At 70.8% G+C, this 22693-nt stretch carries 24 protein-coding genes and 1 tRNA gene; 16 read left to right on the top strand and 9 right to left on the bottom strand.

Features of this window, described 5'->3' with window-relative positions; genetic code table 11:
- Positions 1 to 74: 74 nt before the first annotated feature.
- Both CLV30_RS06760 and CLV30_RS06755 read left to right on the top strand, forming a co-directional pair.
- Positions 75 to 431 (top strand): YciI family protein, encoded by a 357-nt coding sequence (locus tag CLV30_RS06760; protein ID WP_106536454.1) that lies wholly within the window; start codon positions 75 to 77, stop codon positions 429 to 431.
- An 8-nt stretch (positions 432 to 439) separates the two neighbouring features.
- Positions 440 to 1684: an RNA polymerase sigma factor gene (locus CLV30_RS06755; protein ID WP_106536453.1), complete on the top strand. Its 1245-nt coding sequence runs from the start codon at positions 440 to 442 to the stop codon at positions 1682 to 1684.
- A gap of 87 nt (positions 1685 to 1771) precedes the next feature.
- Here the strand turns inward: CLV30_RS06755 and CLV30_RS06750 are convergent, their stop codons facing one another.
- The gene (locus CLV30_RS06750) at positions 1772 to 2401 is read right to left on the bottom strand and encodes a hypothetical protein (RefSeq protein WP_106536452.1); all 630 of its coding nucleotides are present in this window, start codon (positions 2399 to 2401) and stop codon (positions 1772 to 1774) included.
- Between the two features lie 345 nt (positions 2402 to 2746).
- Here CLV30_RS06750 and CLV30_RS06745 point away from each other — a divergent pair, with 345 nt between their 5' ends.
- Complete coding sequence (locus tag CLV30_RS06745) at positions 2747 to 3586, top strand: PP2C family protein-serine/threonine phosphatase (protein WP_106536451.1); 840 nt, start codon at positions 2747 to 2749, stop codon at positions 3584 to 3586.
- 173 nt (positions 3587 to 3759) lie between these two features.
- On the opposite strand, the gene CLV30_RS06740 is transcribed toward CLV30_RS06745, so the two are convergent.
- Entirely contained in the window at positions 3760 to 4737 is a 978-nt protein-coding gene (locus tag CLV30_RS06740) for a zinc-binding dehydrogenase (protein ID WP_106536450.1), read from the bottom strand.
- Between the two features lie 85 nt (positions 4738 to 4822).
- On the opposite strand from CLV30_RS06740, the gene soxR reads away from it, so the two are divergent.
- A complete protein-coding gene (soxR, locus tag CLV30_RS06735) occupies positions 4823 to 5302 on the top strand; it encodes a redox-sensitive transcriptional activator SoxR (RefSeq protein ID WP_106536449.1) in 480 nt (159 codons plus the stop codon).
- Between the two features lie 49 nt (positions 5303 to 5351).
- On the opposite strand, the gene CLV30_RS26315 is transcribed toward soxR, so the two are convergent.
- Complete coding sequence (locus tag CLV30_RS26315) at positions 5352 to 6224, bottom strand: nucleoside/nucleotide kinase family protein (RefSeq protein ID WP_165358476.1); 873 nt, start codon at positions 6222 to 6224, stop codon at positions 5352 to 5354.
- Between the two features lie 412 nt (positions 6225 to 6636).
- Between CLV30_RS26315 and add the strand changes: the two genes are divergently transcribed.
- Positions 6637 to 7647, top strand: a complete 1011-nt coding sequence (gene add / locus CLV30_RS06725) for an adenosine deaminase (protein ID WP_106536447.1) — start codon at positions 6637 to 6639, stop codon at positions 7645 to 7647.
- Positions 7648 to 7676: 29 nt separating this feature from the next.
- Entirely contained in the window at positions 7677 to 8390 is a 714-nt protein-coding gene (locus tag CLV30_RS06720) for a polyamine aminopropyltransferase (RefSeq protein WP_106536446.1), read from the top strand.
- 3 nt (positions 8391 to 8393) lie between these two features.
- Here CLV30_RS06720 and CLV30_RS06715 read toward each other — a convergent pair whose 3' ends face one another.
- Entirely contained in the window at positions 8394 to 9623 is a 1230-nt protein-coding gene (locus CLV30_RS06715; protein ID WP_165358477.1) for a GNAT family N-acetyltransferase, read from the bottom strand.
- A gap of 94 nt (positions 9624 to 9717) precedes the next feature.
- On the opposite strand from CLV30_RS06715, the gene CLV30_RS26305 reads away from it, so the two are divergent.
- Positions 9718 to 9933, top strand: a complete 216-nt coding sequence (locus CLV30_RS26305) for a hypothetical protein (RefSeq protein WP_165358454.1) — start codon at positions 9718 to 9720, stop codon at positions 9931 to 9933.
- 128 nt (positions 9934 to 10061) lie between these two features.
- On the opposite strand, the gene CLV30_RS06710 is transcribed toward CLV30_RS26305, so the two are convergent.
- Positions 10062 to 10148, bottom strand: a tRNA-Leu gene (locus CLV30_RS06710).
- Between the two features lie 267 nt (positions 10149 to 10415).
- On the opposite strand from CLV30_RS06710, the gene CLV30_RS06705 reads away from it, so the two are divergent.
- From CLV30_RS06705 to pknB, 6 genes are all read left to right on the top strand, one after another.
- Positions 10416 to 11135 carry an FHA domain-containing protein gene (locus CLV30_RS06705; RefSeq protein ID WP_106536713.1) on the top strand — a complete coding sequence of 240 codons (720 nt, stop codon included), beginning with the start codon at positions 10416 to 10418 and terminating at the stop codon, positions 11133 to 11135.
- 7 nt (positions 11136 to 11142) lie between these two features.
- Positions 11143 to 11619, top strand: a complete 477-nt coding sequence (locus tag CLV30_RS06700; protein ID WP_106536444.1) for an FHA domain-containing protein FhaB/FipA — start codon at positions 11143 to 11145, stop codon at positions 11617 to 11619.
- Between the two features lie 6 nt (positions 11620 to 11625).
- Complete coding sequence (locus CLV30_RS06695) at positions 11626 to 13125, top strand: PP2C family protein-serine/threonine phosphatase (RefSeq protein ID WP_106536443.1); 1500 nt, start codon at positions 11626 to 11628, stop codon at positions 13123 to 13125.
- Positions 13122 to 14519, top strand: coding sequence for an FtsW/RodA/SpoVE family cell cycle protein (locus CLV30_RS06690; RefSeq protein WP_106536442.1), 1398 nt, complete (start codon positions 13122 to 13124; stop codon positions 14517 to 14519). The genes CLV30_RS06695 and CLV30_RS06690 overlap by 4 nt, the downstream gene beginning before the upstream one ends.
- On the top strand, positions 14516 to 15985 hold the full coding sequence (locus CLV30_RS06685) for a peptidoglycan D,D-transpeptidase FtsI family protein (protein WP_106536441.1): 1470 nt from the start codon (positions 14516 to 14518) through the stop codon (positions 15983 to 15985). The genes CLV30_RS06690 and CLV30_RS06685 overlap by 4 nt, the downstream gene beginning before the upstream one ends.
- Before the next feature lie 91 nt (positions 15986 to 16076).
- Positions 16077 to 17951 (top strand): Stk1 family PASTA domain-containing Ser/Thr kinase, encoded by a 1875-nt coding sequence (pknB, locus tag CLV30_RS06680; RefSeq protein WP_106536440.1) that lies wholly within the window; start codon positions 16077 to 16079, stop codon positions 17949 to 17951.
- A gap of 19 nt (positions 17952 to 17970) precedes the next feature.
- Here the strand turns inward: pknB and CLV30_RS06675 are convergent, their stop codons facing one another.
- A complete protein-coding gene (locus tag CLV30_RS06675) occupies positions 17971 to 18615 on the bottom strand; it encodes an aminodeoxychorismate/anthranilate synthase component II (protein WP_106536439.1) in 645 nt (214 codons plus the stop codon).
- Positions 18612 to 19025: a DUF881 domain-containing protein gene (locus CLV30_RS27240; RefSeq protein WP_244908027.1), complete on the bottom strand. Its 414-nt coding sequence runs from the start codon at positions 19023 to 19025 to the stop codon at positions 18612 to 18614. Before CLV30_RS27240 ends, CLV30_RS06675 begins: the two co-directional genes overlap by 4 nt.
- Here CLV30_RS27240 and CLV30_RS27235 point away from each other — a divergent pair.
- The gene (locus tag CLV30_RS27235) at positions 18939 to 19415 is read left to right on the top strand and encodes a hypothetical protein (protein ID WP_244908026.1); all 477 of its coding nucleotides are present in this window, start codon (positions 18939 to 18941) and stop codon (positions 19413 to 19415) included. The genes CLV30_RS27240 and CLV30_RS27235 overlap by 87 nt on opposite strands.
- Positions 19416 to 19462: 47 nt before the next feature.
- On the top strand, positions 19463 to 19717 hold the full coding sequence (locus tag CLV30_RS06665; protein WP_106536437.1) for a cell division protein CrgA: 255 nt from the start codon (positions 19463 to 19465) through the stop codon (positions 19715 to 19717).
- 240 nt (positions 19718 to 19957) lie between these two features.
- Here CLV30_RS06665 and CLV30_RS06660 read toward each other — a convergent pair whose 3' ends face one another.
- Entirely contained in the window at positions 19958 to 20884 is a 927-nt protein-coding gene (locus CLV30_RS06660; protein ID WP_106536436.1) for a rhomboid family intramembrane serine protease, read from the bottom strand.
- A 46-nt stretch (positions 20885 to 20930) separates the two neighbouring features.
- Complete coding sequence (locus tag CLV30_RS06655) at positions 20931 to 21455, bottom strand: peptidylprolyl isomerase (RefSeq protein ID WP_106536435.1); 525 nt, start codon at positions 21453 to 21455, stop codon at positions 20931 to 20933.
- A gap of 149 nt (positions 21456 to 21604) precedes the next feature.
- Between CLV30_RS06655 and CLV30_RS06650 the strand changes: the two genes are divergently transcribed.
- Positions 21605 to 22495, top strand: a complete 891-nt coding sequence (locus CLV30_RS06650; protein ID WP_129710876.1) for a hypothetical protein — start codon at positions 21605 to 21607, stop codon at positions 22493 to 22495.
- The last annotated feature ends 198 nt before the right edge of the window (positions 22496 to 22693 follow it).

Here is a 22693-nt window from a genome sequence, read left to right as displayed (position 1 = left end):
CCCACCGCCGTTCGTGTGGAGAGTGAGAGCCGGCACCGGGCCGGCATCGGTCACGATCCGCGAGGAGGATCACGATGAAGCAGTACCTGCTCAGCATCTACCAGCCCGACGGCGATCCGCCGCCACCGGAAGTCCTGGACCCGATCATGCGTGACGTCGACGCGGTGAAGGACGAGATGAAGGCCGCCGGGGTCTGGGTGTTCTCCGGCGGGCTGCACCCGGCGAGCACGGCGACCGTCGTGCGCGCGGACGGGGACGACGTTCTCACCACCGATGGTCCCTACGTCGAGAGCAAGGAGCACGTCGGCGGGTTCACCGTGATCGAGGTCGCCGACCTGGACGCGGCCCTGGAGTGGGGTGGCAAACTCACCCGCGCGCTGTCGCTGCTGCCGGTGGAGGTCCGCCCGTTCGTGGACGCGTCCGAGGGCTGACCACGGACATGCCGACCCGGCACTCCGAGATCGAGCGCGTGTTCCGCGCGGAGCACGCGCGCGCGGTGGCGGTCCTGGTCCGCACCTTCGGCGACATCGACATCGCCGAGGAGTCCGTCCAGGACGCCTTCGCCACCGCCGTACGCCGATGGCCGGCGGACGGTCTGCCGCCGAGCCCGTCCGGGTGGATCATCACCACCGCCCGCAACCGGGCCATCGACCGGCTGCGCCGCGAGAGCACCCGCGCGGACCGGCACGCGCAGGCCGCGCTGCTGCACGCCGACGGTCGGAGCGGCACAGCGGCCCAGGAGGGACCCGTGGACGACGATCGGTTACGGCTCATCTTCACCTGTTGCCACCCCGCACTCGCGCCGGCCGCGCGGGTGGCGCTGACACTGCGGCTCGTGGGCGGACTGAGCACCGCGGAGATCGCCCAGGCGTTCCTCGTCCCCGAGCCGACGATGGCGCAACGGATATCCCGCGCCAAGGGCAAGATCCGCGACGCGCGCATCCCGTACCGCGTGCCTGCCGACGCCGACCTCCCGGACCGTCTCGGCGCTGTGCTCGCTGTCGTCTACCTCATCTTCAACGAAGGGCACACGGCGAGTTCGGGGGAGCAGCCCACCCGAGACGACCTCGGCGCGGAGGCGATCCGGCTGGGCCGGCTGCTGGCCGAGCTGATGCCCGACGAGCCGGAGGTCATGGGCCTGCTGGCGTTGATGCTGCTGGTGGAGTCGCGCCGGCCGGCCCGGATCACCGCCGACAGCGAGCTCGTCCTGCTGGCCGAACAGGACCGGACCCGCTGGGACCGCGCGCTCATCGCCGAGGGTCAGGCGATCGTGCGGCGGTGCCTGCGACGGAACCAGCCCGGGGTGTACCAGATCCAGGCCGCCATCAACGCCGTACACAGCGACGCCGACACTGCGGCGGACACGGACTGGAAGCAGATCTGGCAGCTGTACGACCAGCTCGCCGCCATCGCCGCGAGCCCGGTCGTCGCGCTCAACCGGGCGGTCGCCGTGGCCGAGGTCGAAGGCGACGAAGCAGGGCTCGCCCTCGTCGACGAGCTGGATCTCGACCGGTACCACCTGTTCCACGCGGTCCGTGCGGATCTGCTGCGCCGCTTGGGCCGGGACGCCGAGGCGGCCGGTGCCTACGACCGGGCGATCGCGCGTACCCGCAACCCGGTGGAACAGGCGTTCCTGGAGAACAGGCGGCAGCAGATCGACGACAGCGGATCGCGTGATGCGTGAACCCGCCGATCGACCCTTGTCCGGTCGCGGACGCAGCGGCCCCCGGGGTGTCCCGATCCGGCCCCCCGGGGGCGCTGCCCTGCCGGGTCAGCCCACCTGCGCGCCGGATGCCTCGCTCACGCCACAGGCCGTGCGGGCGACAGCCGGTTCCGGGAATCGGTAACGGTCGAGGTCGACGGAGACGACGACCCCTGGCCGGGCCAGCCAGAACACCTCGGAGTCGGTGCGGAACCCGGGCCGGCCTCGGTGATCGAACTCCGTACGCGCCCACGTCTCGGGATCACGCTCGTGGTATTCGGCCAGGAACGCGTGCATCCCGGCCGCATCGTGCAGCCGGTCGCCACGCAGGACCGACACCTGCATGTCGACGTCCCAGCCTGAGTGGTCGGACCCCGACTCCCACACCCGCGTCGTGAAGGCCACCCCGCCCCACTCGTACTCGAAGTCGGAGACCGTCGGGCCCAGCCCGGGAGGCAGCCAGCCCAGCCGGAAGCCGTCGACCGTCCGGCTCTGGGCGCGCGGCGGAACCTCGCGGAAGGGATCGCAGGCCGTGACGAGACCCGAGGTGTTCTCGTGATGGGACCCGACGTCCGGCGTCCGGCCGTCGGCTCCGGGAGTCGCGGTCGAGGAGACGGCGGGTACGGCGGTGGCGCCCGCGGCGCCGGCCAGCGCGATCGTCGCGGCGATTCCGTGCACGATGATGCTGGTGAGGGGCATGGTGGTGTCCTTCCTCGAGAATGGGGAGTCCCGGCCGGAGTTGCCGTGTGACGCCCATGGTTCGCGGAAGGCGCCATGGGTTTCAGCCCCGTGACGGCGATTTGTGGACAACCTCGTCGCTCGGCCGAGCCTGTGGACGAAGCACCCCGTAACCCCCTGCACGGCGGTTCGTGTCGGCCGGACACGGGCCGGACTCCCACAGGCACCCGCGACACCGCTACGATCCGAGGAACCGAGAGTCGGTGATCACGGTGTGACGAAGGTGATGTGGTGGGCATCAGACCGCGTTCCCGATCCGGAGCCGAGTGTGTCGGCTCCGCGCGTCCGGAACGAAAGTAGGCGCGGATGCCCCTGACGCTGCGCTACACCGCCCGCTCGCACCCGGGACTCGTGCGCGAAGGCAACGAGGACTCCGGCTACGCCGGCCCCTACCTGCTCGCCGTCGCCGACGGCATGGGCGGACACGCCGCCGGCGAGGTCGCCAGCCAGGCCGCCATCGACGAGCTCGTCCAAGTGGACCGGCCTCCGGACGGCACCGACGCCCGCGCGGTACTCGCCGACGCACTCGCCGCCGCCAACGAACGCATCCGGCGACTGGCCACGGACGACACGTCCCTGCACGGCATGGGGACCACGGCGACGCTGATGCTGTGGGACGGCGCGGAATTCGGCGTCGCGCACATCGGCGACTCCCGCGCCTACTGCCTGCGTGACGACGAGCTGACCCAGGTCACGCACGATCACACCTTCGTCCAGGCGCTGGTGGACGACGGACGGCTGTCGCCCACCGCAGCGCGCGACCACCCGGCCCGGTCGGTGGTCACCAAGGTGCTACAGGGCCACGAGCCCATCGAACCGGACTACGCGGTCCTGCGCGTGCGCGCCGGCGACAGGGTGCTGATCTGCAGCGACGGTCTCTCCGATGTCGTCGACGACGATGCCGTGGGCGCCGCGCTCCGCGAGACCGACGCCGTCGACGAGACGGCCGACCGGTTGATCGAACTGGCGGTTGCCGCCGGCGCGCCGGACAACGTCACCGTCGTGGTCATCGACGTGGTGGCGACGGAGTCCGCGCGCGAGCCGGACGACACCGCCGAGGCGTTCCTCGTCGGCGCCATGGCCGCCGACCCGCGCCGGCGCGAGAACACGTCGACCGATCGTCCGGACTCGGCGTCCCAGGCCTGAGGGCACGCTGGACATCGCGGCCGGCCGCAGCGGCATCGCCGTCGCCGCCGGGCCGGAGCGAGCCGGCTGATCATCAACGATCCGGCACATCACCAGGCTCGTACACGCATCACCAGGCCTGAAAGGGTGGTGACGCAGGGAATTCCATGGTGAACGTGGTCATTTTCGGGGAGCTAGACGAGGACGACTTTGCCGGTCGTCGCGCGGTTCTCCAGCGCCGCGTGCGCCTCGGCCGCTCGCTCCAGGGGGAAGCGCTGCACCTGGGGCCGCATCCGCCCGGACGCCAGCTCGGCCAGCGAGCGTTCCTCCAGCGAACGCAACACCCCCGGCTGTCCGATGGTCCGCGCGCTGAGCGCCCACATCGCCGTGAGCCCGCGGTCGACGAGGTCGGCGGAGGTGAACGAGGCGAACGCTCCGGACGACCAGCCGAACATCACCATCCGCCCACCGGCGCCCAGCAGGTCGAACGCGGCACGACCCTGCTCGCCTCCGACACCGTCGAGCACCAGGCTCACCGTGCGCCCGCCGAGCGCGTCGGCGACCCGGCGCGGCCAGTCGCTCTCGGTGTAGTCGACGGCGTGCGTCGCCCCCTCCTTCAGGACATGGTCCACCTTCTCCGGGCCACCGGCGACACCGACGACCTCGGCACCGATACGGCGCGCGGCCTGGACGAACAGCGTCCCCAGCCCGCCCGCGGCCGCCGTCACCAGGACGACGTCGTCCGCGGTCGGCACCGCGGCGTCGAGGACGGCGACGGCGGTCCGGCCGGTCCCGATCATCGCCACCGCCGCGTCGAATCCCGCGGCGTCCGGAACGACGTGCAGCGACGAGGCCGCGACGACGGCCAGCCGGGCGTACCCACCGGCGGCCGGACCGAGATGTGCGACCACCCGGGCACCGAGCCAGGAGGGATCGACACCGTCAGCCACCGCGTCGACCGTCCCGGCGACCTCGCGTCCCGGGATCGCGGGCAGCGCATCCGGCAACAGCGGACCCTTCATGGTTCCCGCGCGCAGCGCGGTGTCGATGAAGTGCACGCCACTGGCCTCGACGGCGATCCGCACCTGCCCTTCGGCCGGTTCGGGGTCCGGCACCTGCTCACGCAGCAGGTTCTCGGCCGGGCCGAACTCGTGCAGCCGTATCGCTTCCATCTGTCGGATCCTCCTCGAGTGGGCGTACCATCGTCACGGTAGAACCTGAATTTTGGTTGAGGTAAAGAGTCGAGGGGGCACGTTCATGGAGGCACCGGCGTGGAACAAGGCCGAGCTCACCGTCGGCGAGATGGCTCGCCGCAGCGGAGTGGCGGTGTCGGCGCTGCATTTCTACGAGCGGCAGGGCCTGATCGAGTCCCGGCGGACGTCGGGCAACCAGCGCCGGTACAAGCGCGCCATGCTGCGGCGGGTGGCGCTGATCCGGGTCGCCCAGCGGGTCGGTATCCCGCTGTCCGAGATCGCCTCCGCGATGGACAACCTGCCCAACGGCCGCACCCCCACCCGGGAGGACTGGGAGCAGCTGTCGATGCGCTGGCGGGACGAGCTGGACGAGCGGATCAAACGGCTGCAGCAGCTCCGTGACGACTTCACCGACTGCATCGGCTGCGGCTGCCTGTCACTGACCTGCTGCGCGCTGGCCAACACCCACGATCAGCTGGGCGAGCACGGCCCCGGACCGCGGGTCCTGCTCGAGGACGCCGAACCGAGCTGCGCGGACACGTGAGACCAGACCGGCCCGGGCGCCTGCTCGCACCGCCAGCATGCGGGGTCGGTCAGTGCCACTCCCGCACGCGCAGCTCGGCCCGGGGCGCACTGCGTGCCACCAGCGCCGCGTTCACCTCGTCCACGGAATCGACCCAGGCGCGGGCGTCCCCCGGGGTCTGTCCGTAGCTCTCGTGCCGGCGCACCAGGCGCTCGACGCGCACCTCGTCCGGCGGGTCCAGGTACCAGCACTCGTCCAGCTGGGCATGGACGTCGGACCATCCGAACCGGTCGAGCAGCAGGTAGTTGCCCTCCGTCAGCACGATCCGCACGTCCGGACGCACCCGGATGCCGCCGGCGACCGGTTCCTCCAGGCTCCGGTCGAAGTACGGCACGTACACGTCCGTGTCGCCGCGTGTGCGCAGCCGCCGCAACAGCTCCGCGAAACCGTGGACGTCGAACGTCTCGGGTGCACCCTTGCGATCCGCCAGGCCCTGCTGCTCGAGCTGGCGCTGCGCCAGATGGAATCCGTCCTGCGGGACGAGCACCGCCTGCGGGCCCAGCTGCTCGGCCACGGCCGCGGCGAGCGTGGACTTGCCCGCTCCGGGTGGGCCCGCGACACCGACGAGCACTCGCCGGTCGGCGGAGCCGAGGAGCGCGCCGACCCGTTCGGCCAGGGACGCGACGGAGACGTCGCTGTCGGGGAGCGACATTCGGTGACCTCTCAGCAGGACACGACGGACGGTGCTCTCGGCGATCGGCAGCACCGGGATCAGTGCGGCGTGCAGCGCGCGGTACACGTCCGGTTTCCCGGACCACATGGTCCGGGCCGGACGGTTGGCCGCATCGGGTTCATGGTGCCAGCTGCCGTCGACGGGATCACGTAGATGCCGGTCGGCGTACGCGGTCCACTGGCGCAGGTCCTCGGCGTGATCCCCCGGCACGTCCGCGCCCGCGGCCGGTCGACGCCGCCAGCACGACGAAACGCGTGCTGGTCGGCAGCCTTGCGGCGGACGCCGTCGCCCAGCCGGACGACGTATCCGCCGTTGAAATAACGAGCTGCGACGTGCCCGGGCCGGATGAGATGCTGCTGCTGTGCCGCGCCCCCCGATGATCAAGCTCCCGCTCTACGGGAGCGACCGGGAGCGCGGCGACCTCGCTCCTTGACGGTCCACGCACGTTCACAGCGAATCCGCGTCCGGCCGACGGGCAGCGCCGACGGCCGGACAGCAGCCTCTCCCGTCCGCTGACGGCGCAGGTCCGCCGCACAGCCGTGACCACACGGCCGCGGAGCCGATGTCCACACACCGGCCCGCCACGCCCCGGACGCGCGCCGCTGTCCTCGGAGCACCCACGATGACTCTCGCCACCCTGATCACCGGCCTCCCCAAGGCCGAACTGCACATCCACCTGGTCGGTTCGGCGTCGCCGCACACCGTCCTCGACCTCGCCCGCCGCCACCCGGACGCGGGTGTGCCGACCGACGGCGACGAGCTCGCCGCCTTCTACGCCTTCCGCGACTTCCGGCACTTCATCGACGTGTGCCACGCGGTCGACTCGCTGATCACCACCCCCGACGACCTCGTCACGCTGGTCCTGGGCCTGGCGACGGACGCCGCCGAGTGCAACGTGCGATGGGCCGAGGTGACCGTCACCGCGGCCACCCATCTCGCTGCCGGCATCAGCGCACCGGACCTGCGCGCGAGCCTCGAACAGGCCCGGCTCGCGGCCTCCCGCGACCTGGGCGTCGAGCTGGGCTGGATCTTCGACATCCCCGGTGAGCGTGGGCTCGCCGCCGCCGACACGACCGTCGCCTTCCTGCGCGAGCACGCACCCGACGGCACGCTGGCGATCGGGCTCGCCGGGCTCGAGCAGGCAGCGCCGCGGGCGATGTTCCGTCGGCACGTGGCCGCGGCCCGCGGGCTCGGGCTGAACGCCGTGATCCATGCCGGTGAGACCACTGGACCGGAGTCGATCTGGTCCGCGCTGTGGGACCTCAACGCCAACCGGATCGGGCACGGCACCAGCGCCGTCACCGACCCGGAGCTGCTCGCCCACCTCGCGGACACCGACGTGCCGGTGGAGGTCTGCGTCTCGTCGAACCTGCGGACGGTGTCGGTGCCGGAGCTCGCCGCGCATCCGGTGCCGACCATGCTGGCCGCGGGCGTCGAGGTCTGCCTGAGCACCGACGACCCCGGCATGTTCGGCACAGACCTGAACCGCGAGTACGACATCGTCGCCGAGCTCGCCGGGCTCGACGAGGCCGGCGTCTCCGCGCTCGCCCGTCGCAGCTTCACCGCGTCGTTCGCCCCGGAGGAGCTGCGCGCGAAAGCCGTCGCCGAGATCGACCACCTCGCCGGCGCCTAGGCTGGGCCGACACCACGAACGGGGGAGACGTGTCTGCGCGCTTTCAGGAGCTCGACTGGGTCCCGACACCGCTCGGCGCGATCAGCCTGCGCCGGCGGTGGGACCCGGTGGTCGAGCGGGACGTGTACGAGATCAAGCTCGACGACGACTTCCTCATGTCGAGCCTGTTCACCGCCGGCGAGGTGGAGCTGACCCGGCGCAGCCTCGACACGGTGCCCGGGACCGGGCTCGACGTCGTCGTCGGCGGGCTCGGTCTGGGCCATTCCGCGCTCACGGCGCTCGAGTACCCGAACGTCGGATCACTGCTGGTGGTGGAGGCGCTCGAGGAGGTCATCCGCTGGCACGAGCGCGGGCTGATCCCGGCCGGCAGCACGTTGTCGGCCGATCCGCGCGTCCGGCTGCTCCACGGCGACTTCTTCGCACGGGTCGCGGACCCCTCCGGGATCGATCCCGACCGTCCGGGCCAGCAGTTCGACGCCGTCCTCGTCGACATCGACCATTCGCCGCGGCACCTGCTGCATGCCGGCCACGCGCCGTTCTACGAGCCGGAGGGCCTACAGCGGCTCGCCCGGCTGCTCCGGCCGGGCGGCGTGTTCGGCCTGTGGTCGAACGACCCGCCCGACGCGGAGTTCACCGCCGACCTCCGGCAGGTGTTCGAGGACGTGAGCGCCGAGATCGTCAGCTTCCCCAACCACTACCAGGGCGGCGAGGCCACCAACACGGTGTACGTCGCCCGCGCGTGAGCCTCAGAACACCTCCATGGCCGCGGGCGCGTGCCGCCAGCCGAACGCGGTGCACAGTCGGTCCGACGCCCCATGGGTCCGCTCCCGCACCAGACCAGCCTCGATCAGCGACGACAGCCGGACACCGCCGAGGTAGAGCGAACCGAGCTCGCGGACGTCGAGCGTGACGTCCGGCTCGGAGTCCGTCGGCGTGCAGGTCGCGGAGGCCGGGTCGCCGACGAGGCGCCAGCGCCCGGCGTTCTCCGGCAGCCGCGCGTCGGTCACCTCGAGCACCGCGTCCACCGGGACGAGGTAGCGCCGGGCCGCCAACGCGGCCGGGACGTCGACCGGGCGCACCCACAGCCCCGGCCCGGCGGTCACGCCCAGCCCGTGCGGGTTGGTCACCAGGTACGGCAGCGGGTCGTCGACGGCGGCGAACGGGTACCGCACCGTGCGGACCAGATCGATGGAGAGCAGGAACCGCCACAGCGCCTCGTGCGCCGCCGGCGTCTCGGCCACCAGTTCGGTCACGACGACCTCGCCGTCGGGACCGGTGTCGTTGCGCCCGCTGCGCGTCCGGTAGCGCACGTACCCCTCGGGCCGGCCGTCCACCTCGTACAACACGGCGCGCTCGACGGACAGGCCGCGCCGCGAGCTCGACGGGTCGGCGGTCAGGTACTCCCACCAGCGACCGGGCCGGCTGGACAGGCCGGGTCGCCGTGCACGGACCCGGTCGAACACCTCGGCCAGCCGCTCCGTGCACTCCCGCGGAACCGCTTCGCGCAGCCGGGTACCCGGCGCGAGCTCACCGGGCACCGACGTCTCCCGGACCGCGACGTCGTAGCCGCTGTGCCAGGACGCCAGCCCGTAGCCGTACCGTCCGTAGATCGCGCCCTCGCTGGCCCACAGCACGGCCAGCGGCTCGGTCCCGTGGTCACGTACCGACCGGAGCTGGGCGGTCATGATCGACGTGAGCAGCCCGCGCCTGCGGTGGGTGGCGGCGACCGCGACCGCCGTGACGTGTGCGGCGGGGATCTGCGCGCCGGGCACGCTCAGCTCACGCGTCAACGCGCCGCCGGCCGCCACCGCGACGCCCTCGTCGGTGATCAGGTGGGTCCGCTCGGGCTCGTCGATCAGGCGGAATTGCTCAGTGTCCGTCTGCTCGGTGTCGCCAAGGAACGCGCCGGCCACCAGCCGGCCGCGTAGTTCGAAGTCGTCGTCGGTGGCAAGGCGTGGTTCGAGCGCTCCGGTCATGGCACTTGTGTATCCGGTTCGGCGCGCGCCCGGCCAGTGGGTTTCGGGCGCCAGCGCGGGATCCACCGGCGGCCGAGCTCTCGACGACGAGTTCGTGCTGGCCAACGTCGCGCTGTACTGGTTCACGGGCACCATCGGCTCGTCGGTGCGCCTCTACTACGAGATGGACAAGTCACCGAACACGCCGACCGGTCCGACCACAGTCCCGATCGCCCTGGCCGGTGCCGTCGACGGTGCTTCCTGGTCTCATGTCGCTTCATGGCCTCCAGTAACGATCTCACGCCCGATTCGGGCACCAGACGTGACATGAGACCACGACGTGACACGGAGCCACGAGGCTTGCGAGGAATCGGCCCTTGGCCCGTGAAACGGTCCACGAACGCGAATCAGCCCCTCACCTCGGTGGAGTATCCGTCGAGTTGAGGGGCTGAACCAACGTGGTGCGCGAGGGGGGAGTTGAACCCCCACGTCCTTTCGGACACACGGACCTGAACCGTGCGCGTCTGCCTATTCCGCCACCCGCGCGCAAACGCCGACCCAGCGGGCCGGTGCTGTGCCAAGACTAGCACGTCTTCGGCACGGACCCATGATGCACGTAGGCTGTGCTGTCGACAACATACCGTGGGGAGCGGCCGATCCGGCCTGCCGGACCGACGACGGTCACGGCCAGGGCGGGTTCGCATACCGGAACGGCTCCGATCGCAGGCGGAGCCGCGAGGCCGGGCTGCTCGCCGCTACGATCAGGGCACAGCTGCACGTGTGCACGGCACGTCATGGTGAGGGGAGGTGGCCGTGGGCGTCCTGCAACGCTTCGAGCGCCGGCTCGAAAGTCTCGTTCAAGGCGCGTTCACCCGTACGTTCCAGTACGAGGTCCAACCGGTCGAGATCGCGGCGGCCATCCAGCGTGAGATCGACAACAACGCGCAGATCGTGAGCCGCGACCGGTCGCTGGTGCCGAACGACTTCGTCGTCGAGCTCGGCACGGCCGACTACGACCGCATGGCCGCCTACACGGGGACGCTGACCACACAGCTCGTCGAGCTCGCACGCGAGCACGCCGACCTGCAGCACTACGCGTTCACCGGGCCGGTGGGCGTCACCTTCGAGCGGCACGAGGACGTCGGTACCGGTGACTTCCGCATCCGCAGCTCGGTCCGCGCGGGTGTCGACCGCGGCGGGTCGTACGACCCCAGCGCCACGGCCGAGCAGCAGGCGGCGGCGTACCTGATCATCAACGGCACCCAGCACCCGGTCGTCGCCCCCGGCATCGTCCTCGGGCGCGGCAGCGAGTGCGACATCCGCATCGACGATCCCGGCGTCTCACGCCGGCACCTCGAGATCCGCGTCTACCAGCAGGGGGCGCAGGTCCAGCTGGTCGCCGTCGATCTCGAGTCGACCAACGGATCGATCATCGACGGCGCACGTGTGCCGCAGGCGCAGGTCTCGGACGGGTCGCGGATCGAACTCGGATCCACCGTCGTGGACGTGCGCCGGCACGGCGCCGGGAGGTGACCGCGGCGTGTCCGAACTGACCCTCACGGTCATCAAGCTCGGGTTCCTCGCGGTCCTGTGGCTGTTGATCCTCTCCGTGACGTCGGCCATGCGTGCCGACCTGTTCGGCGTGCGTCCACCGAAGGAACCCAAGCCGCCGCGAGAGGCCCGCGAGGCGGCCAAACAGACGCGGCAGCCACGCACGGCCAAGGGAGTGCCCACCAAGGCCGCCATCATCGAGGGCTCCGACTCCGGCAAGACCGTCCCGCTGGACGGTGCTCCCGTGACGTTCGGCCGGGGCGCGGACTGCACGGTCCCGCTCTCCGACGAGTACGTCTCCACGCAGCACGCGCGGCTGCGTTTCCACGAGGGGCAGTGGTTCGTCGAGGACCTCGGCTCCACGAACGGTACCTATGTCGGCAACCAGCGACTCACCCGCAGCACGCCGGTCAACGCCAAGAGCAGGTTCCGGCTCGGCAAGACCGTCGTCGAGCTGCGGAAGTAGGACTCGATGGCCCTGACGCTGCGCTACGTCGCGCGCTCTGACGTCGGACTCGTGCGCGAAGGCAACGAGGACTCCGGCTACGCCGGCCCCTACCTGCTCGCCGTCGCCGACGGCATGGGCGGACACGCCGCCGGCGAGGTCGCCAGCCAGGCCGCCATCGACGAGCTCGTCCTCGCCGAGCGCGACCCGGGTGGCGACGACCCGCTCGCGGCGCTGACCGGCGCCATCGACGCGGCCAACGCGCGCATCCGCCAGCTCATCGTCGACGACTCCAGCCGCGAAGGCATGGGAACGACGGTGACGGCGCTGCTGTGGACCGGCGACTCCCTGGGGCTCGGGCACATCGGCGACTCGCGCGCCTACCTGATACGCGACGACGAGATCAGCCAGCTGACGCACGACCACACGTTCGTCCAGTCGCTCGTCGACGAGGGCCGCATCACCCTCGAGGAGGCTGGTGTCCATCCGGCCAGGTCGCTGATCCTCAAGGCGCTGCAGGGCCAGGCCGAGGTCGACCCCGACCTCGAGCTGCTCGACGTGCGCCCCGGCGACCGGCTGCTGGTCTGCAGCGACGGGCTGACCGGAGTGGTGTCCGACCAGACACTGCGCGAAACGCTCACCGGGAACCCCCAGCTCGACACCGCCGCCGACGAGCTGATCCGGCTCGCCCTGGCCGGCGGCGCGCCGGACAACGTGACGCTCGTGCTCGCCGACATCTCCGAGACGGACCGGCCCCGCGATCCCGACGACACGGCCGAGGCGTACCTCGTCGGTGCCGCGGCGAACCACGAGCCGCCACACGAACGGCACCAGCGGCGCGGTCCCGGTGCTGCGCTGCGCGGCCTGCTCGGCAACGACGACAAGCCCGCCGAGCCGGACGACATCGAGGCGATGCGGTACGCGCCCCAGCCGCCGCGCCGGTTCCGCTGGCTGCGTGCGCTGGTCGTGGTGGCGGCCGTGGTACTCCTCGGCTGGGGTGGCCTCACGCTGGCGAACGACTGGGTACGCGACCAGTACTACGTCTCGGAAAGCTCCGGCCAGGTGGCCATCTACCAGGGCGTGAGCCAGGAGATCGGGCCGATCCGGCTGTCCGAGCTGTACGAGATCCCCGGCGGCCTCCCGATCGGCGCGCTGCCCGACATCTACCAGAACCAGGTCACCGAGACCATCACCGCCGAAGACCTCGAGGACGCCCAGGACGTCGTCGACTCGCTGCGGGTCAACGCCTGCCGTGCGCACGAGCGTCTCGAGCCGACGACGCCGCCACCCGCGACGTCGCCACCCGCGACGTCGTCGCCGAGCCCGTCCCAGACGCCCACCGGGCGGCCGGGAAACCGGTCCACCGCTCCGGCCACACCCGGCGCCGGGAGCACCCCCGGCAGCGACGCGCCCGGCACCGCCGACGCGCCGGGTGACACCACCGACGGCACCGGCGACGCCGGGTACGGCGGCTGGCTCAGCGAGGACGTCGGCTATCCCGGCCTGCTCTGTGCGAGTACGCGATGAGCCTGGACCGCGCGCGCGAACGTTCCCGGGTCGACCCGCCGGCGGCGGAGTCCGTCGTGCCCCGCCGCGGCCGGGGCACCGAGTTGATCCTGCTGCTGTTCGCCATCGGTATCGCCACGTTCGCCTACATCAACGTCGACCTCGGAGCGCTCGGCCGGGTGCCGCCGAACGCGCTGGGCTATCTCGGCGGTCTGGCGCTGGCCACCGGCGTCGCGCACGTCGTCATCAGGATCCGCGCCCCCTACGCCGACCCGGTCATCCTGCCGATCGTGGTCACGCTGTGCGGTCTCGGTCTGGCGATGATCCACCGGCTCGACCTCGCCGACGACACCTCGCATGCAACCGCTCAGTTGACCTGGATGGGCGTGGGCGTCGCGCTGTTCGTCGCCGTGCTGATCTTCGTCCGGGACCACCGGATCCTGTCGCGGCTGCCGTATCTCGCCGGGCTGACCGGGCTCGTCCTGCTGATGCTGCCGTTGCTGCCGGTCATCGGGCACTCGGTCCGCGGCGCCCGGATCTGGATCAACGTCGGCTCCATGACGTTCCAGCCGGGTGAGGCGGCGAAGATCATCCTGATCATCGCGTTCGCCGCCTACCTGGTGCAGAAACGCGACGCGCTCGCCCTGGCGGGCCGGCGCTTCCTCGGCGTCGACCTGCCCCGGGCGCGCGACCTCGGCCCCATCCTGCTGGTCTGGCTCGGCGGCCTGGGCATCCTGATCGTGCAGAACGACCTCGGGCCGTCCGTGCTGTTGTTCGGCATCTTCGTGCTGATGATCTACGTGGCGACCGAGCGCATCTCGTGGATCTTCCTGGGACTGCTGCTCATCCTCGCCGGCGGGCTCGGCGCCAACGCCGTCGTCGGCCACGTCGCCGAACGGGTCGACACCTGGCTCGACCCGTTCGCCGACCCCACCGGCCAGATCGCGCAGTCGCTGTACGGGCTCGCCTACGGCGGCGTCGTCGGCACCGGCCTCGGCCAGGGACGCCCGGACCTGATCCCGATCGCCGAGAGCGACTTCATCGCCGCCGCGCTGGGTGAGGAGCTGGGGCTGACCGGGCTGGTCGCGATCATCCTGTTCTACGCCCTGCTCGCCTCCCGCGGGCTGCGCTCCGCACTGCTACTGCGCGACCCGTTCGGCAAACTGCTGGCCGCCGGGCTCGCCGCCGGGTTCTTCCTGCAGGTGTTCATCGTGCTCGGCGGCGTCACCAAGCTGATCCCGCTGACCGGCCTGACGACGCCGTTCATGTCCCTGGGCGGGTCGTCCCTGGTGATGAACTGGGTGCTGGTGGCCCTGCTGATCCGGTTGTCCGACGCCGCACGCCGGCCCGTCCCGTCGTCGTCGCCGTCCGCATCGAGCGACACCGCCCAGACTCAGGTGGTGAGAATCCGATGAACTCGCCGATCCGCCGCATCTCCGCCGGCTGCCTGCTGCTGTGCGTCGCGCTGCTGATCAACATCACCTACGTCCAGGCGTTCTGGGCGGACGAGCTGAACGCGCGCCCGGAGAACCGCCGGGTCCTGCTGGACGAGTACTCCCGTGAGCGCGGCCCGATCCTGCTGGCCGACGACACGCCGATCGCCCGGTCCGTGCCCGACGACAGCGAGTTCGAGTTCCAGCGGCAGTATCCGCAGGGGCCGATGTACGCGCCGCTGACCGGCTACTACTCCAGGTTCTACGGCCGCACTGGGCTGGAACGCGCGCAGAACGACATCCTCTCCGGCGAGGACGACCGGCTGTTCGTGCGGCGGCTGATCGACATGGCCACCGGCGAGGAGCCGAAGGGCGGCGCGGTGAAGCTCACCGTCCAGCCGGCCGCGCAGGAGGCCGCGTACGAGGGCCTCGAGGGGTACAAGGGCGCGGTGGTCGCCATCGACATCGAGACCGGCGCCATCCTCGCCGCGGCGAACCGTCCGTCCTACGACCCGAACGCGATCGCCACCCACGACTTCGACGAGCAGACCGCCGCAAAGAACGACCTGGACAGTGACGAGGACCAGCCCGCCCTGAACCGCGCGTTCGCGCAGCGGCTACCACCGGGGTCGGTGTTCAAGCTGGTGACGGCGGCGGCCGCGCTCGAGTCGGGCGAGTACGAGCCGGACTCCGAGGTTCCCGGGCCGGCGCAGTACGACCTCCCGCTTTCCGACAAACCACTGGGCAACTACTTCGAAGGAGCCTGTGGTCCCGGCGGGACGACCACGCTCATCGAGGCGCTGCGCATCTCGTGCAACACCGCGTTCGCGCACATCGGCAACGAACTCGGTCACGATGCGCTGCTCGACCAGGCCGAGCGGTTCGGTTTCAACACCCAGCCGCTGACCGACTCGGACATGAACGCCGCCACCAGCGTCTTCCCCGACGACGCCAGCGAACCCGAGACCGCGTACTCGGCGATCGGGCAGTTCGAGGTCGCCGCCACGCCGCTGCAGATCGCCATGGTGTCCGCGGCCATCGCCAACGACGGCGTGCTGATGGATCCGTACCTGATCCGCGAGGTCCGCGGCCCGGACCTGGTCAGCCCGATCGAGCAGACGGAGCCGGAAGAGCTCACCGAGGCGGTCTCCTCCGAGACCGCCGAGCAGCTCACCGACATGATGGTCGAGGTCGTCGACGACGGCACCGGCGAGAACGCGCAGATCGAGGGCATCGACGTCGCCGGGAAGACCGGCACCGCGGAGACCGGGCGCGAGGACGAGCCGCCGTACGCGTGGTTCACCTCGTTCGCCCCTGCCGACGAGCCGCGGGTCGCCGTGGCCGTCGTCATCGAAGAGGCTCCCGACACGGCCCGGGAGGACATCGGCGGAGGCGCACTGGCCGCCCCGATCGCCCGGGACGTCATGGAGGCGGTACTCGGATCGTGACCATCACCACTGTTCGGTCGGAATCAGCAGCGGGCATGCCTGTACCGGTACGGTTCGCGTGCCCGAGGTCGAAACGAGAAAGGGCCGCAGAATGAACGAGCCGCGACTCCTCGGAGATCGCTACGAGCTGGGCGAGGTCATCGGCCGTGGCGGCATGGCCGAGGTCCGGCGCGGGCGCGATACCCGGCTGGGCCGCACCGTGGCGCTGAAGATGCTGCGGGTCGACCACGCCGCGGACTCGACGTTCCAAGCGCGGTTCCGTCGGGAGGCACAGTCCGCGGCCTCGCTCAACCACAGCACCATCGTCGCCGTGTACGACACCGGCGAAGACGTCGTCGACGGCAATCGCATCCCGTACATCGTGATGGAGTACGTCGAGGGCCAGACGCTGCGCGAGATGGTCCAGGACCGGGTGCGCTTCACCCCGGAACGCTCGATCGAGGTGGTCAGCGCCGTCCTGGACGCCCTCGAGTACAGCCACCGGGCCGGCATCGTGCACCGCGACATCAAGCCCGGAAACATCATGATCACGACCGGTGGCGAGGTCAAGGTCATGGACTTCGGCATCGCCCGCTCGCTCGCCGACACCGGCATGGCGCTGACCCAGACCGCCGCCGTCGTCGGCACGGCCCAGTACATCTCTCCGGAGCAGGCCCGCGGTGAGCAGGCCGACGCCCGCAGCGACCTGTACGCCAGCGGGTGTGTGCTGTACGAACTGCTGACCGGCCGCCCGCCGTTCATCGGCGAGTCACTGGTGTCGGTGGCCGTGTCACACGTGCGCGAGATGCCGTCCCCCCCGTCGGCGCTCGACCCCACCATCTCGCCGGACCTCGACTCCATCGTCATGAAGTCGCTGGCCAAGGACCGGCTCGAGCGGTACCAGAGCGCCTACGAGATGCGCTCGGACCTGGAACGCGCCGCCGACGGCCTGCCGGTTGCGGCCGCGGCCGACGCATCGGCGGCCACCCAGCTCATCGCGCACTCGCCGGGACCGCAGACCGAGGCGATGCCCCTCGACGACGCCACGCCGCTGCCGGACGAGGACGAGGAGGAGGAAGAGGAGGCCCGCGGGTTCAGCTGGTGGGCCGTCGTGCTGGGCGCGCTGGCGATCCTGGCCATCGCGGGCCTCATCGGCTACCTGGTCTTCCAGTCCAGCGGCACCGCCCAGGCCACCGTCCCGCGGCTGGTCGGCATGTCCCAGGAGGACGCCGAGGCACGGCTGGCCGACGAGAACCTCGAGGTTCGGGCGCAGTCGCAGCCGACGGACGACGAGTCGCAGGTCGGCAACGTCGTCCGCCAGGACCCGACGCCGTCGACCCGGCTGGCCGAGGGCTCGACCGTGACCATCTTCGTCGGCGTCCCGCCGGACGAGGTGCCGGTGCCGTCGGTGGTGGGTGTCCCGCTCGACGAAGCCACCCAGGCCATCGAGGACGCCGGGCTCACGCCGGGCAACCGCACTGCCGAGAACAGCGACCGGCCCGAGGACGAGGTGCTGCGGACGGAGCCCGCGGGCGGTGAACCGGTGGCGCCGGGCACGACCGTCGACATCATTTACTCCAGCGGGACCGAGACCGTCGAGGTCCCGGACCTGATCGGCGACTCGCAGGAGGTCGCCGAAGCCGAGCTCGAGCAGGAGGGCCTGGAACCCGACGTCGTCACCCAGCCGTCGGAGGAGCCCGCCGGCACGGTCTTCGACCAGGAGCCGGACCCGGGTACCGAGCTCGACGAGGGCGAGACCGTCATCCTCTACGTCGCCGAGGAGGACGAGGAGCCGACCGAGCCCACCGACGAGCCGACCGACGACAACACCGACGAACCCACGGACGAGCCGACCGACGACAACACCGACGAGCCGACCGACGAGCCCACCGGCGACCAAACCGGGAACGAGGGCAACGAGACCGGTGGCGAGGGCGGCACGGAGTGGGGTACCGAACAGGAGGGCGGCATCGTCGGGACCGAGTGACCGGCCGTCCGCGCTGCGGTCAGGAGGGGAGTAGCTCCGGCGACGGCGGCTTGGTCACCACCGGCTCCAGCCCGGCCGAGCGTTCGACGGCGTCGGCGTCGCCGCACACGGCCAGCCAGTTCGCCAGCATCCGGTGCCCGCCCTCGGTCAGCACCGACTCGGGGTGGAACTGCACACCCTCGACAGCCAGGTCGCGGTGGCGCAGCGCCATCACGACGCCGCCCGAGGTACGCGCGGTGACCTCGAGCTCGCGCGGCACCGTGTCCGGCTCGACGGCCAGCGAGTGGTACCTGGTGGCGGTGAACGACGTGTCCAGTCCGGCCAGGACACCGCTGCCGTGGTGGTGCACCCGGCTGGTCTTGCCGTGCAGCAGTTCGGGCGCGCGGCCGACGGTGGCACCGTAGCTGACGCCGATGGCCTGCAGGCCCAGGCAGACGCCGAGCACCGGAGTGACGCCCGCCGCCCGCCGGATCAGGTCGATACAGCCGCCGGCGTGCTCCGGCGTGCCCGGCCCCGGCGACAGCAGGATGCCGTCGTAGCCCTCGCCCGGGCCGATGTCGTCGTTACGGCGCACGTCGCACTCGGCACCGAGCTGTGCGAGATACTGCACCAGGTTGAAGACGAAGCTGTCGTAGTTGTCGACGACCAGGATGCGTGGCGTCACGATGTCGAGTTCCCTCCGATGGTGCTGGAATACGCCGGCATCGTGACCGTCCCCTCGTCGGCGACCTCGTACGTCAGGCCCACCAGGTCCGCCCAGTCGCGGTACTCCTGCACCGTGGGCGACGACTCCAGCGCGTCGCGCATCGCCTCGTGGTCGCCGATGGCGGTGATCGTGTACGGCGGGTAGTACGTGCGTCCGTGCAGCAGCAGGACCGACCCGACGCAGCGAACCGTGCTGTTCGACGACAACCGCTGGTCCATGACGGTCATCGCCTCGGCGCCGCCAGCCCACAGTGCGTTGATGACGCCTTCGAGGTCCTGTTGATGGACGATGTAGTCCTCGATGTTGAACTGCTGGGAACCGTCCGCGGCATCGGGTGGTGTCGGTGCGTCGTCGAGGGTGACCGACAGCGCGGGCCCTTCGACCGGCGTGAGCGCGGCCTGCGGCCGGAGATCCTCGATCTGCTGCTCGATCCGGTCGGTCCGGCTGTTGCCGCGGGTGGCGGTCAGTTTCTCGACCTCCTGGGACAGCTCGTCGACGCGAGCCTGCAGTTCCTCGACCCGGCGCTCCTCGTTGCGGACCAGGTCCGAGAACTCGAGAATGTCGCTGCCGCGCAGGTCATCGCCGTCCGCGGCCTTGGAGCTGGTGATCAGGAGCGCGCCTCACAACGCCATGACGACCGGGGCGGCGAACTTCCAGCCGCGGCCGTTTCCGGACGGCTGCTCCATGGCGAGCACCTCCTGTCCACAATCAGCCGCCGCTCAGGTGTGGGCGGCAGCCTGTACCAGCGACTACGCTAGCCAGGCACGATTGGCAACCAGCCGCAAGACCGAGAGGAACTACAGCCGTGCCCAAGTCTCGCAGCCGTCGCAAGGACGACTACACACCGCCTGACCGGGGCGAGGGCAAGGACCCCACGGCGTCCAGCCGGTGGGTCGCACCCACCATGGTCACTCTACTGCTTCTGGGACTCGTGTGGATCGTCGCGTACTACCTCGTGGGTCAGGATCTCCCGCTGGTCAGCGACCTCGGTGGGTGGAACCTGTTGATCGGCATGGGACTGATCGTCGGCGGGTTCATGACCGCCACCCAGTGGAAGTGACCCGACCGAAGCTTTGTCCACAGGGCTGACCTGCGGGAACGAAGTTTTCCACAGACTACTACACAGCTGTGATTACACCCGTGTAGTTCTCCCCACTGGGGACAACTCTTGTGGATAACTTCCGTCCACCGGTGTGGACGGAGCGCACGACGCGGTCACCGGGTCAGGACGTGAGAAGCGGCCACCACACCCCTGTGATGGCCGCTTCTCGTCTCGTCCGGCGTCACACCGGAGCCGTCGTCACGGAACCTGCGACACCGCCACCGTCATCACGATCGCGAACATGAGCACGCATGCCGTCACGGCGCCAACCGTGCGGAACCGGCGCGGGACGAACGCGAACACGGCGGCCAGGGCGGTGCCGACGACAAGGCCGCCGAGGTGGGCACGCCAGTCGATGCCCTCGACCATGAAGCCGAAGACGACGTTGATCCCGAGGATCACCACCACCGCCCCGGTGTCGCGCCCGAGCCGGCGCATGATGATGAACAGCGCGCCGAACAGCCCGAACACCGCACCGGACGCGCCGATGGACACCGTGTACAGCCCGGCGGTCAGCAGTGAGGCCGCCGAGCCGCCCAGGGCGGACAGCACGTACAGGGCGATGAACCGCCATCGGCCCAGCACCGGCTCCAGCGCACTGCCGAGGATCCACAACGCGAACATGTTCATCCCGATGTGGAAGAACTCCTCGTGCACGAGCGCGACCGTGAGCATCCGGTACCACTCGCCGTCGGCGAGCCCGATGGAGACCGGGTCCCCCGAGCTGCCCATGACCAGGCCCAGGCGGGCGGTGATCTCGGACCAGTTGATCAGCCCGCGCGAAGCGCGAGCCAGTTCGTCCGACAGCGACCCGTTCCCGACGACCAGGCCGAGCAGCCACATCACCACCGTGATGCCGACCAGCGACTTGGTGACGAGGTCGCCACGCTCGCGGACCGCGCCGCCGAGGATCGTCTTGCCCTGGCGCACGGACTTGCTGCCCTGGTTCACGCATTCCGGGCAGTGGAAACCGACCGGAGCCGCCGACATGCAGTCCGGGCAGATGTAGCGCTCGCACCGCGAGCAGCGGACGTAGGTCTCACGGTCGGCATGCCGGTAGCAGGTGGGGACCGCCGGGCCGCCGTCCGCGGGCGGCCCACCGGGAGAGCCGGCGGATCCGGTCATGAAGGTGCGTTCCTCATCGGTTTCAGGGTCGGTCTGCGGGTCGGGCTCAGGCGCCGGTGACGTCGACCGACTCGATGACCACCGGGTCGACCGGGCGGTCCTGGGCACCCGTGGGCACCTGGGCGATGGTGTCGACGACCTGGCGGCCGGCCGCGTCCGCGACCTCGCCGAAGATCGTGTGCTTGCGGTTGAGGTGCGGCTGCGGGCCGACGGTGATGAAGAACTGCGATCCGTTGGTGCCGGGGCCGGCGTTCGCCATGCCGAGCAGGTACGGGCGGTCGAACACGAGCTCGGGGTGGAACTCGTCGCCGAACTCGTAGCCCGGCCCACCGCGGCCGTCACCCTGCGGGTCGCCACCCTGGATCATGAAGCCCGGGATGATGCGGTGGAAGATGGTGCCGTCGTAGAGCCTGTCGGTGCTCTTCTCACCGGTCTGCGGGTGGACCCATTCGCGCTCGCCCTGGGCGAGTTCAACGAAGTTCCGCACCGTCTTGGGTGCATGATGGGGGAACAACTGCACGGTGATGTCGCCGTGGTTGGTATGCAAGGTGGCATGAAGCTCGTCGGCCACGGGTAAGCCCTTCGCGTTGGATGTTCTCGAATTCGGTCCATCCTCCCACGACGGGGCGCACGTCGGCATACGGTCGTGACAAGGCAAGATCGACGAGGACGGACGCAGGAGATCGGGCCCTGCAGAAAAATTCCACGAGGAGGCCCAGCGTGAGCAGACTTTTGAACATCCGGCGTCGGCGCCGTTCCGCGGACACCAAGGTACGGGCACGCGACGCCGCCGGCCAAGCCCGAATCACGGCGCAGCAGGCCGGCAGACGAGCGCGTGCGGCCGCCACGCCGGTGGTCAACAACGCACGCGAGCGGATGTCGCCGGTCGTGGGTCCCGCGGTCGAGCGGGTGACGCCCACGGTCCAGTCCGCGCGCGAGCGGGTCGCTCCCGCCGCGTCCCAGGCCCGCGACACAGTCGTGCACGACGTCATGCCACGTGTCGCGGGCTCGCTCGCCGACGCTGCCGACAAGCTGTCGGAGCGGGCGCACGACTTCTCGGACAAGTCGGCGCAACTCGCCAAGCAGGCGGAGAAGCAGCGCAAGAAGCGTCGCCGCCGCAAGACCGCCGTGGTGCTCGGCGGCTTCGCCGCGGCCGGTGCCGCGGTCGCCGCCGTGGTCCGCCGACGCGGGCAGGGCGAGCAGTGGACGACCTACGACCCCTCGATGGGTCCGTGGGCACCCGCACCGGAGCCGGACGAGACCGACCGCACCGAAGGCGACACGAGCGGCTCCGAGCAGGCCGGCACGGGCAGCTCGAGTGACGAGGACCGCGCCGGCACGACCACGACCACGACCGCGGCGTCCGGCGAGCGCGGCGGGTCGGCGGACGAGACCGCTGGCGACACCGAGACCACGAAGTCGACGGGCTCCACCGGCTCGAGCGGCTCCACGGGTTCGGGCTCCACCGGGTCGGCGGAGTCCACCGGGTCCGCGGAGTCCGGGCAGCAGAAGAGCACGACGCGCAAGTCCACAACCCCGCGGAAGACGGCCACCAAGTCCGCGTCGAAGAGCTCGTCCACGAGCCAGAGCACGCTCGACGACGGCGCCTGACGGCACCGTCCGGCCGCTTCGGAGGCGATGGCGTCATCGCAGGTCGTGGTGCTGGTGCGGTGACTGGAGAGGTGACGGCGTTTTCGCTGTCAACTCTCCAGTCACCCAGCAGCACCACGACGTGCCATGACCTGCTACGACCTGCCCGCCCACGGTATGGCCAGGACGGCCACTCGCGCGCTCGACCGGCGACCGCTC

The organism is Haloactinopolyspora alba, assembly GCF_003014555.1.
Lineage (GTDB): Bacteria > Actinomycetota > Actinomycetes > Jiangellales > Jiangellaceae > Haloactinopolyspora > Haloactinopolyspora alba.
Note: the sequence above shows the minus strand (reverse complement) of the source record. Positions and strands in the feature narration are given on the sequence as shown.

Excerpts from the sequence above, each read along its gene's own strand:
- CLV30_RS06760 (WP_106536454.1), top strand. The coding sequence starts at position 75 with ATGAAGCAGTACCTGCTCAGCATCTACCAGCCCGACGGCGATCCGCCG.
- CLV30_RS06755 (WP_106536453.1), top strand. The coding sequence starts at position 440 with ATGCCGACCCGGCACTCCGAGATCGAGCGCGTGTTCCGCGCGGAGCAC.
- CLV30_RS06750 (WP_106536452.1), bottom strand. The coding sequence starts at position 2,401 with ATGCCCCTCACCAGCATCATCGTGCACGGAATCGCCGCGACGATCGCG.
- CLV30_RS06745 (WP_106536451.1), top strand. The coding sequence starts at position 2,747 with ATGCCCCTGACGCTGCGCTACACCGCCCGCTCGCACCCGGGACTCGTG.
- CLV30_RS06740 (WP_106536450.1), bottom strand. The coding sequence starts at position 4,737 with ATGGAAGCGATACGGCTGCACGAGTTCGGCCCGGCCGAGAACCTGCTG.
- soxR (WP_106536449.1), top strand. The coding sequence starts at position 4,823 with ATGGAGGCACCGGCGTGGAACAAGGCCGAGCTCACCGTCGGCGAGATG.
- add (WP_106536447.1), top strand. The coding sequence starts at position 6,637 with ATGACTCTCGCCACCCTGATCACCGGCCTCCCCAAGGCCGAACTGCAC.
- CLV30_RS06715 (WP_165358477.1), bottom strand. The coding sequence starts at position 9,623 with ATGACCGGAGCGCTCGAACCACGCCTTGCCACCGACGACGACTTCGAA.
- CLV30_RS06695 (WP_106536443.1), top strand. The coding sequence starts at position 11,626 with ATGGCCCTGACGCTGCGCTACGTCGCGCGCTCTGACGTCGGACTCGTG.
- CLV30_RS06690 (WP_106536442.1), top strand. The coding sequence starts at position 13,122 with ATGAGCCTGGACCGCGCGCGCGAACGTTCCCGGGTCGACCCGCCGGCG.
- CLV30_RS06685 (WP_106536441.1), top strand. The coding sequence starts at position 14,516 with ATGAACTCGCCGATCCGCCGCATCTCCGCCGGCTGCCTGCTGCTGTGC.
- pknB (WP_106536440.1), top strand. The coding sequence starts at position 16,077 with ATGAACGAGCCGCGACTCCTCGGAGATCGCTACGAGCTGGGCGAGGTC.
- CLV30_RS27235 (WP_244908026.1), top strand. The coding sequence starts at position 18,939 with ATGGACGATGTAGTCCTCGATGTTGAACTGCTGGGAACCGTCCGCGGC.
- CLV30_RS06660 (WP_106536436.1), bottom strand. The coding sequence starts at position 20,884 with ATGACCGGATCCGCCGGCTCTCCCGGTGGGCCGCCCGCGGACGGCGGC.